Genomic DNA, 17,644 nt, shown 5'->3' on the forward strand with positions numbered 1-17,644 from the left:
AGGGGATGATTTCCTGGTAACGCCTCAGCCGAGCATGGCTCGGCTCTACAGGGGATGATTTCCTGGTAACGCCTCAGCCGAGCATGGCTCGGCTCTACAGGGGACGATTTCCTGGTAACGCCTCAGCCGAGCATGGCTCGGCTCTACAGGGCAGGTACTGCCATGACTTCAGACAGGTGTGTCGCGCGGAATGGCGGCGCATCCTTCGGCCAAGGTCCCCACCCAGGCGGTGCAGCATGTTCCGCAAGATAATGATCGGGATGCTTGGCTTCCTCGTCGTCTGCATATTGGCCGGCGCGGGTTACCGCGTTGGTCAGCATCTGGCACAGCAGGACAAGGCCGCCGCCGCAAGGTAAACCATCCCGGCATCAACCCGTCACAACAAGTGGCGCTCCTCTCCCGCTGCCGTCGGGATGCCCTGGCTGACACATTCCAAATCCGTGTCAGTGCCGCTAGCATCGCCTGTTCAGGCAGGGGGCCTATCCACATGTCATCACTTCTGTTCCGCTGCGTCGCCATGGCGCTGGCACTGCATGCGGCATCCAGCAACGCAGCCAATCAGGGGCTGGACTCACACGCGCTTGCGAGCGCTGTCGAAACCGCACCTGCACCGGCAGCTGACACGCTTCCCATGATTCCTGCCGGCACGCCCGTCATTATTGAAATCGCCGAACCCCTGGCATCCTCCACCAATAAGCGCGGCGACGTATTCGCCATCACGCTGGTCGAGCCACTGCTGCTGGATGGCGTTGAACGCCTCCCGCGCGGCATCCGTGGAACCGGTCAAATCGTCCACGCCGCAGCGGCGCGTGGCGGCGGCGCCCCCGGTGAACTGCTGATTGCCGCACGCACATTGGAAACATCGCAGGGCCAACTGCTGCTGCGCGGTTTCAGTCTCGGTGCCGCCGGTGATGACAACACCGGCATGGCGCTTGGCGTATCAATCGCAGCGGGGCCCTTTGCGATGTTCATCCGAGGCCGGGAAGTCGAGATTCCCGCAGGCACGCGCGGCATCGCCAGAACCAAGGCCGCGGCAAGACCTGTAACCAGCGCAACTCCTGCCGCCGAGCCGGACACCACAAGCCATCCTGATCCAGCCGTCGACTCCGGTAACGGCAGCACTGCCGTTGCAGGCCCTGTTGTCCCACCCCCGCCGGAAACCCCGGCCCAATCCAAGGAATAGTTCGATGCGCCTACGTTCGTGCGCGATGGCCCTGTCTGCAAGCTTGCTGATACCGCTTGGTGTTTTCGCACAGCAAGTGCAGGCGCCCACCGATGCCGCCATCGCCACCCAGGAAGTGTCCGCCAGTGCGCTGGAGGAAGCAGAAGCAGCCGATACCGCGACAGCTGGTGATACGGCGCAAACCGCGCCTGCAGCGGTCGCTGACAGTCCTGCCGCAGCTGAATCCCCCGCCCGCAGCGGCCTGATTGCAGCCGCACCCGCCGACAAGGCACAAATCGTGTTCTTCCGTCCCTCAAAATTCACTGGCGGCGCGATCGGCTTCAAGGTCCGCGAGGGTCAGCAGGAACTGGGCAAGCTGCGCAGCGGCAATTATTTCATCCACCTTGCCGAGCCCGGCACCCATGAGTACACCGTCCACTCCGAGGCCAAGGACGTGTTGACGATTGAGGTGGAAGAGGGTGAGACCTACTTCGTGCAGGGAACCATCACCATGGGCGTGTTCGCAGGCCGTCCCAACCTGTCGCCATCCGACCAGAGCACCTTCGACGGCATGGCAGACAAACTCACACTGCGCGAGTAAGCAGCATGGCATGGGCGCAGCGCTGCGCCCTGCAGTGACCTGCCGCCCTCAGCGACAGCTTGCTCCTTCCATTCTCAGGACGGCCGAATACGCTGGCAATGCGGCCAGGCGCCCTGCCGCCGCCTGCGTCTTGGCATCTTCCAGGTACACCCGGTTCTGACCCTGCCCGTCCAGCGCCACCTGTTGGCCGGCCGGTTTTCGCCACACCTCGATCAAGGCCTGCTGCGTGTTGCAGCTTGCCGAGGGGATGCGCACGACTTCGTTGAGTTTCCAACCGCTGGCTTCGCTGGGCGTCACCTTGGTTGAATCAAGGAAAGCAGCGCGCGCCTGACATTGCGCGCTGATCCGCACCAACTGCATGTCATAGGGAGCGGCGGCATCGCCAGTGAAACGCCCTTCGATGCGGGTGCAGGCTTCGGGAATCTGTCGCACGGTGTGCAGCGCAGCAACGGCCTGTGGGCTGGCTGCTGGCCGTTCGATCTCGGGCTTGGCGTTGGCCGCGAACAGCGGCAGTGGCAGCGCGGCAAGCAGGATCAAGTGGAATGCGACTTTCATCATGGTGTTCCCTATCGGCAAGCTGCCGACGTTGCCAGCGTCTGCCTGAACCGCCGGGCAAGAGCGCCGCCTGCTGGCGGTGGAGACAGCTGGCAGTCATACTCAGGCCGCCTCAGAGTGTTTGAACACAGCGACACGTACCACAGCCGCACGCGGCCCGGGTCTGTTCCAGTGCTTCGATCTACCCGGCGTGTCCCCGCTTCATCCACAGCTGGATGGCATCCACCAACGCTGGAGGGGTCATGCTCGAACAGTACGGTCTTGTGCTTTCGCTTGTCTGCGCCGCTGTCGCCATCGTCTACGGCATCATCTCGGCCCAATGGGTCCTACGCCAACCTGCCGGCAATGCCCGCATGCAGGAAATCGCCGCCGCCATCCAGGAAGGTGCGCGCGCCTATCTCAACCGCCAATACCTGACCATCGCCATCGTCGGCGTGGTGTTGTTCGTGCTGGTCGGTGTCTTCCTCAGCTGGTACACGGCGATCGGTTTCGCCATTGGCGCGGTGCTGTCCGGTGCTGCCGGTTATATCGGCATGAACGTGTCGGTACGTGCCAACGTGCGCACCGCCGAGGCCGCCCGCAACGGCATGAGCGCGGCCATGGATGTGGCGTTCCGCGGCGGTGCGATCACCGGCATGCTGGTGGTCGGGCTGGGCCTGCTTGGCGTGGCGGGCTACTACCTGCTCCTGCAGCGCATGGGTCTGAGCCAGGCCGACAACCTGCATGCGCTGGTTGGGTTGGCATTTGGCAGCTCGCTGATATCGATCTTCGCGCGACTGGGCGGCGGCATCTTCACCAAGGGTGCGGACGTCGGCGCCGATCTGGTCGGCAAGGTCGAAGCCGGCATTCCCGAGGACGACCCGCGCAACCCGGCGGTGATCGCCGACAACGTCGGTGACAACGTTGGCGACTGCGCCGGCATGGCTGCCGATCTGTTCGAGACCTACGCGGTAACGGTGATCGCCACCATGCTGCTCGGCGGCATGATGATTGCCGAAGTCGGCCGCAACGCGGTGCTGTACCCGCTGGTACTTGGCGGCGTATCGATCATCGCCTCGATCATCGGTGCGTTCTTCGTCAAGGTGAAAGCCGGCGGCTCGATCATGGGCGCGTTGTACAAGGGCGTGATCGTCTCCGGTGTACTGGCCGCCATCGCCTTCTGGCCGGTCACCACGCAACTGATGGCCGATTCCAGCCACGGCGCCACCAATCTTTACATCTGCGCCTTGATCGGGCTGGTGTTGACCGGCCTCATCGTCTGGATCACCGAGTACTACACTGGCACCCAGTACAAGCCGGTGCAGCATGTGGCGCAGGCATCGACCACCGGCCACGGCACCAACATCATCGCCGGCCTTGGCGTGTCGATGAAATCCACTGCACTGCCGGTGATCGCGGTATGCGTGGCGATCTGGTCGGCGTTCCACTTTGGTGGTCTGTACGGCATCGCCATCGCTGCGACCGCGATGCTGTCGATGGCCGGCATGATCGTCGCGCTGGATGCCTACGGCCCGATCACCGACAACGCCGGCGGCATCGCCGAGATGGCCGAGCTGCCGTCGGACATCCGCGACATCACCGATCCGCTGGATGCAGTGGGCAATACCACCAAGGCGGTGACCAAGGGCTATGCGATCGGTTCGGCGGCATTGGCGGCATTGGTGCTGTTCGCCGACTACACGCACAACCTGCAGGTGGCGCATCCGGGCGAGGCCTTTGCCTTCGATCTGTCCGACCACACGGTGATCATCGGCCTGTTGATCGGCGGTTTGATCCCCTACCTGTTCGGCGCGATGGCGATGGAAGCGGTAGGCCGCGCGGCCGGCGCGGTGGTGGAAGAAGTACGCCGCCAGTTCCGCGAGATCCCCGGCATCATGCAGGGCACCGCCAAGCCGCAGTACCACAAGGCGGTGGATATGCTCACGCGCTCGGCGATCAAGGAAATGATCGTGCCGTCATTGCTGCCGGTCGCAGTACCGGTGGTGGTTGGCCTGCTGCTCGGGCCGAAGGCGCTGGGTGGCCTGTTGATCGGCACCATCGTCACCGGCCTGTTCGTGGCGATCTCGATGACCACCGGTGGCGGTGCCTGGGACAACGCCAAGAAATACATCGAGGACGGTCACTTCGGCGGCAAGGGCAGCGAAGCGCACAAGGCGGCGGTGACTGGCGATACCGTGGGCGATCCGTACAAGGACACGGCCGGGCCGGCGATCAACCCCCTCATAAAAATCATCAACATCGTGGCATTGTTGCTGGTGCCATTGCTCTGATCGAAGCCGACTGCGCACGGCCCCTTCCCCTGCTCGCGAGGGAAGGAGACAGGATGGGGCGCCGCAGGCGCAGAGCACGATCATCAACATCGTGGCGCAGCTGTAGGCGCCGCTGCTGTAGTTGAAGCTGACCGCGGGAAGCGGCCCTCACCCCAACCCCTCTCCCGCACACGGGAGAGGGGCTTTGTATCCGGCGACGTGACGGTCGGAAGCTGCAGGTAATGTCTCCGCAACCAACGGCACCTGCAGGAGCGGCGTAAGCCGCGAAGCAGATGGCATAGTCGTCATGGTGCTGTTGGCCCCGCTGCTGTAGTTGAAGCTGGCAGCGAGAAGCGGCCCTCACCCCAACCCCTCTCCCGCACGCGGGAGAGGGGCTTTGTATCCGGCGACGGGAAGGTCGGAAGCTGCAGGCGATGTCTCGGCAACCAGCGCCACCTGCAGGAGCGGCGTAAGCCGCGAAGCAGATGGCGTAGTCGTCATGTTGGTGCAGTTGGCGCCGTTGTTGGTGCCGTTGCCGTTGTTGAAGCCAACAGCGAGAAGCTGCCCTCACCCCAACCCCTCTCCCGCACGCGGGAGAGAGGCTTTGTATCCGGCGACGGGAAGGTAGGAAGCTGCAGGTAATGTCTCCGCAGCCAACGGCACCTGCAGGAGCGGCGTGAGCCGCGAAGCAGATGGCGTATCAGCCACAAATGCTCGGTGGTACTGCCACCGCTCCAATCAACGCAGCCGCTTCACCGCATACACCCTGCCGTCGTTGCCGCCGCCGCAATAGAACAGCTCGCCGCCATCGCCTTCCAGGCCACTGACGCTGATCCCGTCCGGCATCTGCAGGCGTTCCAGCACCGCGCCGGTATCGGGCTGGACACGACGGATGTCGCTCTGCCCGGCCTCGCCAGTGGCATGCCAGAGTTCGCCATCCACCCACGACACGCCGGTGACGAAACGGTCGGATTCGATGGTGCGCAGGATGGCGCCATCGGCGGGATCAATCTGGTGGATTTTCCGCTGGCGGTATTGGCCTACCCACAGGCTGCCTTCCGCCCATGCCATGCCCGAATCCGTGCCACCGCCGGGTGCGGGAATCGTCGCCAGCACCTCACCACTTCGCGGGTCGATCTTGTCGATGCGCGCCTCGGCGATCTGCCAAAGATAGGTGCCGTCGAACGCCGTGCCTGCGTCACAGGGCAACGCCAGGCTGCGCACGGGTTCGCCACTACCCGGATCGAAGGCCACCAGGGCGACACCCGTGGCAGCCCAGACATTTTGTCCGTCGAAGCTGACGCCGTTGACGGTGTCCGAGCCGGCAAACGGGCCGTACTCGCGAATCACCTCGGCGGGTCGAACCTTGCCTGCCGCCATCGCAGGGTCGAGTGCTTGTGTGTTCATCGCTGCAATCTCCTGGCATGTCCGTGTTTGGCTGCCTGGCAATCAAACTAGTCAATCGGTAGCGCAGCAGGGAGTAACAAGATCGTCGTGAATCCGCCCAGCGGCATCGCCCGCCAGCGCTGCGCGCGGCCACGCCCTTGCGCATGCACGCGCCCTGCCGCCTCCAGTTCCAGCAGCGCCCGTTGCACATTGCGTTGGCTGCTGCCCAAGGCCAGTCCCAAGGCCGACGAGGACCAGGCCGCGCCATCGGCAAGCAGCGCGATCACTGCAGCCAGTTCCCCTTCGATCGGCGGCACCAGCACCCTCACCGCACTGGCGCTGCGGGGAGACAAGCGGAAACCCGCAGGCGTTGCTTCAATGTGCGCCTGCACCGTGATGAGTCTGCGCAGGCGGCCGATCTCCACCCGCAACCGTGCCCGCAGCGTGTCGTCGTAATGACGCATGCCGAACGCACGCATGATCAGCACCTCGCGATCCACCTCGGCTGGCCAGGCCTCGGCCAGCGCCCGAGCAAGCGCGAGCAGCACCGGCCGCCTCGCCAGTGACAACCAGCAGTCACCTATCCTGATGCCGCGCCGGCAAGCGTCCACGATCAGCGCGCCCGACTCCAGCAGCGCCTGTACCTGATCGATGCACAGCAGCTGATCGATACCGTTGCCAAGACAACGTGCCGCGGGCTGGTCCAGCTTGAGCAAGGCTCGGTCCACCTCCGCCCGCAATGCGGCAATGCCTGCACCTGCGGCAGCGCTACGCGCATGCGCGAGGGCCGTGCGTGCCTGGCCGATCCGCATTCGTCGCAGGGCCAGCGTTGCCGCCGTCAATCCGGCCATGGCAGCCAGCGCCGCCGGCAGTGGCTTGCCCTCCAATCGCGCCAATGCATCCGCGGCCTCCTGCAACCTGCCCAGCAACAGCCATCGCCGCGCAAGAATCAGCCAGGCCTGCAGCGCATTGGCGTGATCGCCGCGCGCGTCCAGCACCCTTGCAATGGCAATCAGCGGCTCGGCGTTACCGCCGAGCTCACGCAATGCCAGCGCCACTTCGGCCTCGGCCAGCTCACAGCGCGCGCGCGCCACTACTTCGTGCGCGCCGAAGCTGCGCCGCGCATTCCGCAGCAGTTCGCGCGCGCGCGGCAAATCACCCAGTTGGGCCATGGCGATCCCGCGCAGCGCCAGCGCTGGCGGATCCTCGCGCAATGCGACGTGCTTGAGTGCGGTCAGAACGTCGCCGGTGGCAAGGGCACGCGCGGACGCGGAGATCAGGGAGTCCATGGGTGCAGGCTAGCCGCGGTCGTGCGCGGATGCACTTGTTCGGCGCAGCACCGCGAGTGACGGCTGGACCATTGTGGGTGGCCGATGGGCAGTGGCCCCCCATTGCGCCGCCTGCGTGGCGCGGCGTAATCGCCACAAGTCCCGGCGCAGCCCCCGCGCGTGCGCTGGTGGAGCTCGGCATGCAGACACCCGGATCTTGCCTCCCTGGATGCCGTCACCGGTTTCGCCGCCCCTGCAGGGCAGCCGCGCCGGTACTCGCCGCAGCGGGGGCCCTTCACTGATCAGCGGTCCGTCCAGGCCTGGCATTGCTGGACGTGGACGCCGTAGCGGCAAGCCGCGGGCGCCGAACTGGCTGAGCGGGGGCGGCAGAGCGACGGGGCAGCAGGAAATGATAATTATTCGCATAACCTCCATTCAGACAGGCGCCCTTCCGTCGGTTCGGCCCGCTCGCCGCGGTTTGGTGCGCCGCAATAGCCGTGGGCGTAGAATGGAGCTCTTTTTCAACCAACAACGATTCGGAGTCAGCGCAATGGGCCTGAAACTGGTCTCGCCGGGCAAGAACCCGCCGGAAGAAATCAACGTCATCGTCGAGATCCCGAAGGATTCGGAGCCGGTGAAGTACGAAATGGACAAGGAAAGCGGCGCGATGTTCGTCGACCGCATCCTGTCCACCCCGATGCGCTACCCCTGCAACTACGGCTTCGTGCCGCAGACCCTGTGCGGCGACGGCGACCCGGCCGACGTGCTGGTGGTGCTGCCGCTGCCGCTGGTCCCGGGTTCGGTGGTGCGCTGCCGTCCGGTTGGTGTGCTGAAGATGAGCGACGAAGCCGGTAGCGACGAGAAGATCCTGGCCGTGCCGGTTGCCAAGATCTTCAGCGGCTACGCCCATGTCGAAGATATCGCCCAGGTGTCCAGCCACTGGCTGGAGCGCATCGGTCACTTCTTCGAGCATTACAAGGACCTGGAGAAGGGCAAGTGGGTCAAGATCGAAGGCTGGGGCGATGCCGCTGAGGCCAAGCGCATCCTGAGCGAAGCCCACAAGACCTACCTCGCCACCCAGGAACAGGACGTCTGATTGCGCCCGCGCACGGTCGTAACACCCGGCCCTGCGTAGCGACAACCATCACGTTTTTCTCGTAGAGGGCATGACCCTTTGCCAGCGATTAGCTACATTGACAGGCCGGTTTCCGGCCTGTTTTTTGTTCGGATTTTGCGTTTTGTCCAAGGGGAAGTGTCTTGCGAATCCTGTTAGTCGGCGGCGAAGCCAGCCTGTCGGCCGAGCTGCTTGAGTACATCGGCGATCTCGGCGACGAGTGGGAAGTAGAGTCGGTCCCGGACGGCAGTGCCGCCATCGTCGCAGTGTCTTCCGCCACGATCGATGCGGTCATTGTTGCCCCGGTTCTGCCCGACCTGGCCCCGGCCACCCTGCTCGGCCAGATCCGGACCCTGCGTCCGGAAACCATCCGCATCGCCCTGATCGACGGCGACAACAGCCAGCGCGTGCCATCGGCGCGCATCATCGGTGTCGCCCACCGCTTCCTGCCCCTGCCGCTGCCACCCGAGATCCTGCTCGAGGCGCTGACCAGCCTGGAAGAACTGCGTGAACTGCTGGACAGCCCGCGCCTGCGCCAGGCCATCGGTCGCATCGAGAAACTGCCCTCGCCGCCGCACCTGTACCTGAGCCTGATGCACGCGCTGGAAGAGGACGAGGAGAGCAACGCGGCGGAGATCGCCAAGCTGGTTGCAGCCGACCCGGCCATTGCCGCCAAGGTGCTGCAGCTGTCCAACTCCGCGTTCTTCAACAATGGCCGCGCGATCTCCGATCTGCGCGGCGCGGTGACCCGCCTGGGCATGGCAACGCTGCGTGACCTGGTGCTGGCCAGCGAAGTTTTCGGCCTGCCCGGCATGTCCGGGCCGGATCGCAACACCATGCAATCGCGTGCCCTGCTGGCCTCGCGCCTGGCCGCGAAAATGCTGCCGTCCGCCAGCGCCGAGCTCGGCTCGACCGCGGCATTGCTGGCCGACATCGGCCTGCTGCTGCCAGGTGTGCGCGACGAGCGCCAGCCCGCCGAGGCCGACGAAAGCCGTCCCGGCCATGCGGAAGCCGGTGCCTATCTGATGGGCTTGTGGGGCCTGCCGATGCCGATCATCGAGGCGGTCGCCTTCCAGCTGCAGCCAGGCCGTTCCAATGTGCGCAGCTTCTGGGTGGCCGGTGCCGTCCACGTCGCCACCGCCCTGGCCGCTGGCACCGCGGTGGATGAGCAGTACCTGGCCAATGTCGGCGTGTTGCCCAAACTCGAACAGTGGCGTGCGATCGCCGACGAGATGATGGGCCTGAGCGTGGACGCCTGAGCCAGCGTCGCATCGGCACGCATGACCAGCAGTGAATGACAACGGCCGCCCAGCGGCCGTTGTTGTTTTTGCAGGGCGCACCCGGTTGGCGTGCCGTGCGTTGTGCAGCCCGCCCCCGCTCCCCCCGGCTGCGCGCGCCTACCCGGGCCAGGCAACACACAAAAAAGAAGGGTGGGCCTTTCGGCCCACCCTTCGTCACGCATCACAGTGCTTCAATGGATCAGAAGCGCTGGGTGTACTTCATGTACAGGAAACGGCCGATGTCGAAGCCGCCGTAGTAGGCGAAGTCGCTGTTCGGAGCCGAGTACTGCAATGCACCGCGGTGGTTGAACACGTTGTTCGCGCCCACTGCGATGGTGGCATCCCACGGCGCCTTGTAGCTGACCTGCAGGTCGTGGAAGGTGTTCGAACCGGTGGTACGCAGCGGAGCCTTCTCACCGTTCTCATAACGGTTCGGCAGGTCACACCAGCCCTCGGCCTTGGAAACGCAGGTTTCCTTCATGCCCGAGTAGTAACGCGCGGTGTAGTTCACACCGAAGTCGCCGTACTCCCAGTTCACGCCCAGGTTCGAGCGCACGCGGAAGATACCCGGCGAACCAACGTTGCCGACGATGATGTTCTGGCCCTTGCTGTTCTGGCCGACTTCGTCGTACTTGGCGGTGTAGGTGGTCTGCGAATCGATCGAGATCTGACCGAACGACATTTCCGGCAGACGGTACTTCACACCCAGGTCGTAACCTTCGGTTTCCATCTGACCCAGGTTGGCCAGGCCGTAGAACATGTCGCTGATGTGGCCATCAGCAGCACGCACGACGTTGGCGCAACGGCTGTTGTCACCCAGCACGTAGCAGTCACGCAGGATGCGGTTGACGCTGTCGGAGATGATCATGTCCTTGATCTGGTAGTTGTACCAGTCAAGCGAGATGTCCAGACCCTGCACCCAACGCGGGCTCCACACAACACCGATGGTCTTGCTGGTCGAGGTTTCCGGCTTCAGCGCCGGGTTGGAACCGGAGATGAACTGGTCCGGCGTCTGGCACGGGTATGTGGTGCACGGGATCAGACCCTGGCCCAGCTGGGTGTAGCCCAGCGGCACGCCAGCAGCATTACATGCTGCATTGCCGTTGACGCTGCCCGGTGCGCCGATGCCGCACGGATCGGTGTACTTCTCGAAGCTGCCACCGATGCCGCCGTACATGTTGTCGACCGACGGAGCGCGGAAGCCTTCAGCGTAGGTACCACGGACCAGCAGTTCATCCAGCGGACGCCAGGTCACGCCGAACTTGCCGTTCACGGTGTCACCGAAGTTGCTGTAGTCCGAGTAACGGCCAGCAACGTTGATGGTCAGTTCCTTGGCGAACGCCATGTCAGCCAGCACCGGGATGTTCAGTTCGAGGTAGACCTCGTCCAGATCATACTTGCCGTTGGTGGTGCTCTGCGGCAGGCCGGTGTACTCGCCCGACTGCATGAACGCGTCTGGCACGAAGCGGCCTTCTTCTTCACGGTGCTCGACACCGATGGCGAAGCCCAGGTCACCTGCCGGCAGGGTCACGATCGAACCCGCCAGGTCAGCGGTGAACGAGGTGGTCTTGGTGACGCCGGTGGTGGTGAAGGTCGGGAACAGGAACTCCTGCAGGTCCTTGTTGTCCAGCGAACCCGGGCCAGCAACGCCGGCCGGCAGCAGCGGGTTCCAGGCAAGGCAGCCAGCGATCGGCTTGGCAGCAGTGCCGCAACGGGCAACGCCGTCAGCGTCGATGAACGACTGGCCCAGGGCCTGACGTGCAGCAATCAGGCTCATGTCGCCGTGGTTGCTCTTGGTCGATTCGTTGCGGTTGAACAGCGCACCGACGTTCCAGTCGAAGGACTTGCCGGCGAAATCGAAGAAGCCGCTGATGGTCGGCGCGAAGCGCAGGGTCTTCAGCTTGCTTTCGGTGGTACGCGGCATTTCCCACAGGCGGCGACGGAACTCGACGTCCTGGCCGATCGGGTTGAATGCGCTGTTGCCAGCCAGCGGGGTCTCGAAGGACTGCGACTGGTACGGGTAACCGGCGATCTGCTGGTCGGTGGAGCGCTCGTTGTACAGGATGTCGGCATTGAACGACACGTTGTCCGTGAAGTCATAGGTGCCATTGACGTACACCGACTTGCGCTCGATGCCGGTCTGCAGGGACATCTGCTGGTTGGCGTTGGCGTACTCGCCCGGGGTCAGCGGGTGGTAGTCGTTTTCGTTGGTCGGGTTGCCACCCGGGTTCAGGGTCTGCCAGATGACGGTCGGGCCGTCCTTCTTCTGCAGGCAGTCGCCGAATACGCGCGGATCACACCACACGCCGTTCGGGCCGATCGGGCTCAGGTCGGCAGCAGTGGTGTTCGGGCCCTTGCCACCGTTGCGCGAGAACCAACGGTCCTTCGCCATCACCGGATCCTGCTTGGAGTACTCGGCCGACAGGGTCAGGCTGCCGCGCTCGCCAGCCGAACCCAGGGTGAAGGAGTACTGGTTCAGGTCACCGTCGCCTTCGCCGTACTGGCCGATATAGACGTTGGCTTCAGCGCCGTCGAAGTTCTTGCGGGTGATCACGTTGACCACGCCGGCGATGGCGTCCGAACCGTAGATGGCCGAAGCGCCATCCTTCAGGACTTCAATGCGTTCGATGGCCGACATCGGGATCTGGCTCAGATCCTGGTAGCCGCCCGAGGTAGCGCCCAGGCGCTTGCCGTTCATCAGCACCAGGGTGCGGTTGGCGCCCAGGTTGCGGATATCGATGTAGTAACCACCGACGTTCTCGCCCGAAGCCAGCGACTCCGAACGGGAGATTGCCGGGGAACCGGCCGAGGTCATGTTCTGCAGCACGTCGGCGACCGAGGTGAAGCCCTGCTTTTCCAGGTTCTCACGGCTCAGGGTCAGGATCGGCTGCTGGGTTTCCATGTTCGCGCCACGAATGCGCGAGCCGGTGACTTCCAGGCGGTCCAGCGTGGTGGCGCCGGCAGCAGCTTCCTGCGCCGAAGCAAAAGACGGGGTCAAGGCAATAGCAATGCCGGCCGGGAGCAAGCCCAACCGCACTGCAGAATTACGAAGCTTCATCAATCTCTCCAAAGAGCTAAACAAACGACAAAGTTAGCGGTGTGTTAAACACCCCTGAACGTTACGTTCGTACTGCCGCCTTGGTTTTGCGCAAGCCATCCTTAAACTTTGCCGAATCTGGCTTCAACGCCTCCGGCGTCTCGCGGTACTGCGTGGCCGATGCGCCAAAACGTGCACGAAATGCACGCGCAAAGCTGCAACAGTTATCAAAACCGCTGGCAGAGGCCACTTCACCGATCATCATGTCGGTATCACGCAACAGCATCGCCGCGCGCTCCAGTCGCAGCCGCGCCGACAGGGACTGCGGGCTTTCTTCATACAGGCTCTGGAAGGTCTTGGACAGGTACCAGCTGGAGAAGTTCGTCAGCTCTGCCAACTCACCAATGCGTACGACGCGGTGGCTGTTGCCTTCCAGATACATGCGCGCACGCTGCATGCGACCGAACACCTGCCGCTTGCGGATGCGCGAACGCCCGGGGCAACGCTGCACCGTACCGGCGAGATCACGTTGCAGCGAAGCAAGATGCAGCAGCAGCGGACGCAGCTGGTGGATGGTTGAACCCGGTGCCTGCGCCTCGCGCCATAGCCGCAGCGCCAAGCGCGCCTCACCCAGGCTCATGCGGCCGCGCCCGGTATACACGCTGCAATCGGCCAGCGTGCCCAGCATGCGCAGCGCGTCGGTATCCAGGCTCACGCCAATGCAGATGCCGTCCCGGCCCGCCTGGATCAGCGGCCGCGATTCTTTCTCGAAGGCAATCCATTCGCGCTGACGCAGGCGGAACTTTCCTTCCTTGGATTCCACCCAGGCAGTACCGCGCAGCTGCAGCCAAACCGTGAATACCGTGCCCGAGGTCTGCAGGCTGCCGAGTCGGGCCACGCCGACACAGGCTGGCCGCGGGCCATCCTCCGCAGGCTTTTCAAACGAAACCGACTGACCACGATCCACCCACGAAACCTGCCGCATGTCGCACACCATCGTTTGCTCTTATTGAGCGAACGTTTTGCCAACTTTGGCGATGTGGGTCAGGAAAGTCTGGCGAGATTGCTGCGAATTCTTCCCGATATGGCCTACGAAAAACTTACGAAACCAAATTTCCCTATGGTGACAACCACTTGGCCAAGCCCATCACCCGCCGCGGCGCACGCTGCGGAACCCGCATCATGCCGATATCGGCGTTGTCGGCGGTGGCCAAGGCGATGAAAACAGCACTGCCGTCCGGCGCCAGGCTCAGACCATTGCCGGCGCTGAAGCGCTTGGCATCCAGGCACTGGCTGGCACCGTCGCCGGCAATGGCGGTCAACCGACTGCTGCAGTTGCGGCTGATCTCCTGGTACTCCACTGCACCATTGGCGGCCACGGCCCAGGTCCGGTAGCGCCAGCGGCTGGGCAATTCGGCGTGCACGTTTTTCACGCTGTCCTGCGCCAGATTGGATGCGGCCTGCCAGAGCCCACCACTGGCCAGCCGCGTGAACAGCACCCGCTGCGCGGCGCGGTCATAGCGCACCTGTGATACCCCTTCCAGCGATGCCAGGCGCTTCCACGGTTGTTGCCGGCGATCAAACAGGGTCAGCGCCATCCGCTCATCATCCCCGCGCTCCACCACCAACAGCGTATCGGGCGTGGGGCCATACACCGCCTGCAGCGGTTCCCGCACAGGCACCGCCAGCTTCGCCCAATGACCTTCATCCGGTGCCACCTCGTAGATGCCCGGCACACCGTCGGCATCACGGCCGGTCACCAACAGGCGCCGCCCATCCTCGGACCAGTCCATGGGCTGGCGTGCTTCAGGGCGCACGCCCTCGATCATCTGCAGCGATGCCGGCTCATCCAGACGCGCCCACCACAGCGCGAACGCACCGGAACGGTCGGAGGTGAACGCCAGCTGCGCGCCATCGGGCGACACCATCGGCTGGCCATCGCGCGCGGACGATGCAAACAGACGCTGCGGTGGCTCGTTTTCGTCGCCGAGTGGAATGCGGAACAGGCCGAACTGCGGCTGGCTGCGCACGAAGGCCAGATTGCCACCACCCCGCGACACCGCCGGGCTCTGCGCGTTGTCGATGCCCATGTCACGCAGTGCGCGCGTGGCCACATCCAGGCGATACAGGCGCGCTTCGCTGTCGATGCGACGACCAAACACCATCTCGTCCGAGCCCAACCAACTCCAGCCACGAATCTCGGCTGCGTCGTCGGTCAAACGCTGCGCATTGCTGCCGTCGGCATCCATCACCCACATATCCCCCACCTGGGGATTGCGCACGAAACCGATCTTTTTCCCGTCTGGCGAATAGCGCGGTGCATAGTCGAAGTCGTCGCTGCCCATCTCATAGCGCAGCGATGACCAGCGTCCCGATGCCAGATCCAGGCTGCGGATGCCGCGGCTGGCATAGCGCCCGGTCATCGACCCAAACAGCAGGCTCGCCCCGTCGGGGGCCCAGTCGAAGCTGAGCATGTCCGTGCCATCACAACGCGTGGCGCGACGCAGCCCGGTGCCGGTGGCCGATACCACCAGCACCTCGCAGTCGCCCTGTGGCAGGAATCGCGCAAAGGCCACATTGCGGCCATTCGGTGACCATACCGGGAAGCGATCCAGGGCGCCGGCAGGCGGCGTCAGCAGCGGCGTCGCGGTTGCATTGCTCACGCTCTGTATCCACAAGCTGGAACTGTTGTCCTGTTCGCGGGCGAACACCACCAGCGCGCCGTCGGGCGACAGCGAAGGATTCACCTCCACGCCTTCGGTCGCCGTGATCAGGCGGTAGGGACGCGCAGGACTGCCCACTACCCGATTGCCTTCGACCACCGTTGCGTCCGTCTGCGACGGCGCATCACGGCCCCACAGCAACCAGGCCATCATCAGCGTGCTCAACAACAAGGCGACACCGATCGCCAGCAAGCCGTAACGGCGCACCTTGCGCCGCGTATGGCGCGCGCCATCGTGCACAGGCGCCAGCGGCGCATCCACACCCGCTGCGTCAGCCTCCTCGGGCGCATCGGCAACCGCGGCGTCCGGGCTCGATTCCCAGGCAACCGGGGCCAGCAGGCGGTAGCCGGTTTTGGCGATCGTTTCGATATAACTTGCGCCTTCGCCTGCTTCGGTTGCAGCGAAGGCCTTGCGCAGCTGGGTAACCGCCTGGGTCAGCACGTCGTTGGTCGGCATGGTGTCCGGCCAGACCTCGGCAAACAGCTCGTCGCGGGTCACCACCTGCCCAGGTCGACGCGCAAGCACCAGCAACACCCCCACCGATTTGGGCGTGAGCCGTTGGGTTCTGGATGTTGCTGGCTGGTGCACCTCGCGGGAGGAAAGCACCACCAGACACTCACCGACACGCAGTCGGTCAGAGCTTGGTTTTTCGATGAAATTCGTTGCCATCGCGGTCGTTCAAAATCGCTGGCGGACACGCATCCTGTGTCCAGCTGTCAGGGCCCATGCCCTTCCAAGCCGCCAAGTTCCGCAAAAGGCATCAACGCACAGAGCAAATGTTTTTTCTGGAACCAATATTACTCTAACCGGGTTCCCCACGCGCCCACGCGTGGATGACATCAGGCTCTCTCTCGCCGACGTAATTACATAATCCGCTACATGATTCGCGCCGTACGGCGCGATTTTTTTATCTAGCGTTCAGTTTTCTCGGCTTTGTAAATGGTCAGGCCGACCAGCCGCGAAACCACCAAGGCAACGTACATAACGCCTGCAAACTGCTCCAGCATCACCAATGCACGGGCCTGCGGATGCACCGGCACGACATCACTCAAGCCTACCCCTGACAGCAAGCTGAAGCTGAGATAAAGCAACTCTACCCAGCTTCGGAAATCGCCCTCGCTGGTGGCCACAAAACTGCCCGGATACACGTGCTGGCAGACTGAATAGGCGAACGCGAACGCCCACGCCAGCAGCGTAAACGTGGCGCCTGCCGCGAACAGCTCATCACGCGTCACCTTGTGATCCTGCAGCATGTAGGCGATCAAGCTGCAGGAGGTATAGAAATACAGCAGGCATTCGAATGCCTGCGCCACCGCGATCAGCGAATAACGCCCGAGCAAGGCCCCGGCGATCGAGAACACCACCGCCGGGATCGCCAGCGTCAACGCCAGCCACAGCAACAACGGGCTGCGCCTTACCACCCACACCGCCAAGCCCAGCACCAGCATGCCGAATACGCCGAACAACGCGCGCCCGGCGGGCATGTGCTCCATCGCCGGGTACAGCAGTACGCCGAGCAGTTGCACCGCCAGCAGCCACGCCGACGGGTGCCGGCGCGCCATCACGATCCATCTCAAGCGCGATTGCATATGCTCTTTCAGTGCCTCAGTGCCGGTGGCGAACGCTGCTGTTGCTGCATTGCGCCTGGGCGGGAAGATCAGGGAGCAGGATTGGCCGACATTCCAGCGCGATACGGATAGGTGGCAAAGATCGCCGCCACCGCTGCGTCAATCCGCTCGCCCCGCTGCTCCGGCTTGACCCGCCCGACCGTGCCCACCGCGACACCTTCCCAGACCAGGCGCTTCTGCCGTGCATCGACGACATCCACGTTCAATGTGCCCTCGGTGTACTGGCGCACGTCGGTGCGGTCACGCCAGTACGGCACGGCGACATAACCACGGGCGCGATAGCTGTAGTAATAGTCGTAATCCACTTCCGGCATCGTGGTGACCTGGGTCTTGTCCTGCAGGTAGGCGTTGAGGTTCACCCACAGGTCCGGATTGGCTTCATCGAACCGATAACCGCGCGCCTCCATCTGCGTGCGCACCGCGGCGCGGATGCGGTTGCTGGTGATGGTGGTATAGCCGTGCTGCTCGAGCGCCAGCGGCGTGAAGAACGCGAAACTGCGGTAGCGCGAGAAATCCGCACTGGGATCGGCCTGGCTGGCGACGCGCGGTGTACTGGCGCAGGCGCCCAGCAGGAGCAGCGTGGACAGGACGAAAAACAGCGAAACAAAGCGAAGTTTCATGGCCTACCCCTGGTGTGGACG

General features: G+C 64.0%; 13 protein-coding genes. 5 read left to right on the forward strand and 8 right to left on the reverse strand.

The features are described from left to right. Window positions 1–517 precede the first annotated feature (517 nt). Both RT131_RS14555 and RT131_RS14560 read left to right on the forward strand, forming a co-directional pair. Complete coding sequence (locus tag RT131_RS14555) at window positions 518–1,183, forward strand: hypothetical protein (RefSeq protein ID WP_313173514.1); 666 nt, start codon at window positions 518–520, stop codon at window positions 1,181–1,183. Window positions 1,184–1,187: 4 nt separating this feature from the next. Next, the gene (locus tag RT131_RS14560) at window positions 1,188–1,763 is read left to right on the forward strand and encodes a DUF2846 domain-containing protein (RefSeq protein ID WP_313173515.1); all 576 of its coding nucleotides are present in this window, start codon (window positions 1,188–1,190) and stop codon (window positions 1,761–1,763) included. A 48-nt stretch (window positions 1,764–1,811) separates the two neighbouring features. Here RT131_RS14560 and RT131_RS14565 read toward each other — a convergent pair whose 3' ends face one another. Then, window positions 1,812–2,318 carry a hypothetical protein gene (locus RT131_RS14565; protein WP_313173516.1) on the reverse strand — a complete coding sequence of 169 codons (507 nt, stop codon included), beginning with the start codon at window positions 2,316–2,318 and terminating at the stop codon, window positions 1,812–1,814. A gap of 242 nt (window positions 2,319–2,560) precedes the next feature. Between RT131_RS14565 and RT131_RS14570 the strand changes: the two genes are divergently transcribed. Next, on the forward strand, window positions 2,561–4,588 hold the full coding sequence (locus RT131_RS14570) for a sodium-translocating pyrophosphatase (RefSeq protein ID WP_313173517.1): 2,028 nt from the start codon (window positions 2,561–2,563) through the stop codon (window positions 4,586–4,588). Window positions 4,589–5,305: 717 nt separating this feature from the next. On the opposite strand, the gene RT131_RS14575 is transcribed toward RT131_RS14570, so the two are convergent. Both RT131_RS14575 and RT131_RS14580 read right to left on the reverse strand, forming a co-directional pair. Then, entirely contained in the window at window positions 5,306–5,974 is a 669-nt protein-coding gene (locus tag RT131_RS14575; RefSeq protein ID WP_313173518.1) for a glutaminyl-peptide cyclotransferase, read from the reverse strand. 47 nt (window positions 5,975–6,021) lie between these two features. Then, entirely contained in the window at window positions 6,022–7,242 is a 1,221-nt protein-coding gene (locus RT131_RS14580) for a helix-turn-helix domain-containing protein (protein WP_313173519.1), read from the reverse strand. Window positions 7,243–7,771: 529 nt separating this feature from the next. Here RT131_RS14580 and ppa point away from each other — a divergent pair. Both ppa and RT131_RS14590 read left to right on the forward strand, forming a co-directional pair. Further along, the gene (ppa, locus tag RT131_RS14585; RefSeq protein WP_313173520.1) at window positions 7,772–8,317 is read left to right on the forward strand and encodes an inorganic diphosphatase; all 546 of its coding nucleotides are present in this window, start codon (window positions 7,772–7,774) and stop codon (window positions 8,315–8,317) included. Window positions 8,318–8,478: 161 nt separating this feature from the next. Then, the gene (locus RT131_RS14590) at window positions 8,479–9,594 is read left to right on the forward strand and encodes an HDOD domain-containing protein (RefSeq protein ID WP_313173521.1); all 1,116 of its coding nucleotides are present in this window, start codon (window positions 8,479–8,481) and stop codon (window positions 9,592–9,594) included. A gap of 220 nt (window positions 9,595–9,814) precedes the next feature. Here the strand turns inward: RT131_RS14590 and RT131_RS14595 are convergent, their stop codons facing one another. The 5 genes from RT131_RS14595 to RT131_RS14615 all read right to left on the reverse strand — a co-directional run bounded on the left by RT131_RS14595 (window position 9,815) and on the right by RT131_RS14615 (window position 17,623). Further along, the gene (locus RT131_RS14595) at window positions 9,815–12,673 is read right to left on the reverse strand and encodes a TonB-dependent receptor (protein WP_313173522.1); all 2,859 of its coding nucleotides are present in this window, start codon (window positions 12,671–12,673) and stop codon (window positions 9,815–9,817) included. A 61-nt stretch (window positions 12,674–12,734) separates the two neighbouring features. Next, a complete protein-coding gene (locus RT131_RS14600) occupies window positions 12,735–13,637 on the reverse strand; it encodes a helix-turn-helix transcriptional regulator (RefSeq protein ID WP_313173523.1) in 903 nt (300 codons plus the stop codon). Between the two features lie 133 nt (window positions 13,638–13,770). After that, complete coding sequence (locus tag RT131_RS14605; RefSeq protein ID WP_313173524.1) at window positions 13,771–16,044, reverse strand: winged helix-turn-helix domain-containing protein; 2,274 nt, start codon at window positions 16,042–16,044, stop codon at window positions 13,771–13,773. Between the two features lie 242 nt (window positions 16,045–16,286). Then, window positions 16,287–16,964 carry an ion channel gene (locus RT131_RS14610; protein WP_313173525.1) on the reverse strand — a complete coding sequence of 226 codons (678 nt, stop codon included), beginning with the start codon at window positions 16,962–16,964 and terminating at the stop codon, window positions 16,287–16,289. A 68-nt stretch (window positions 16,965–17,032) separates the two neighbouring features. After that, the gene (locus RT131_RS14615; protein ID WP_313173526.1) at window positions 17,033–17,623 is read right to left on the reverse strand and encodes a DUF4136 domain-containing protein; all 591 of its coding nucleotides are present in this window, start codon (window positions 17,621–17,623) and stop codon (window positions 17,033–17,035) included. Window positions 17,624–17,644 lie beyond the last annotated feature (21 nt).

Source organism: Stenotrophomonas sp. (genome assembly GCF_032066555.1).
In the GTDB taxonomy this organism is placed as follows: domain Bacteria; phylum Pseudomonadota; class Gammaproteobacteria; order Xanthomonadales; family Xanthomonadaceae; genus Stenotrophomonas.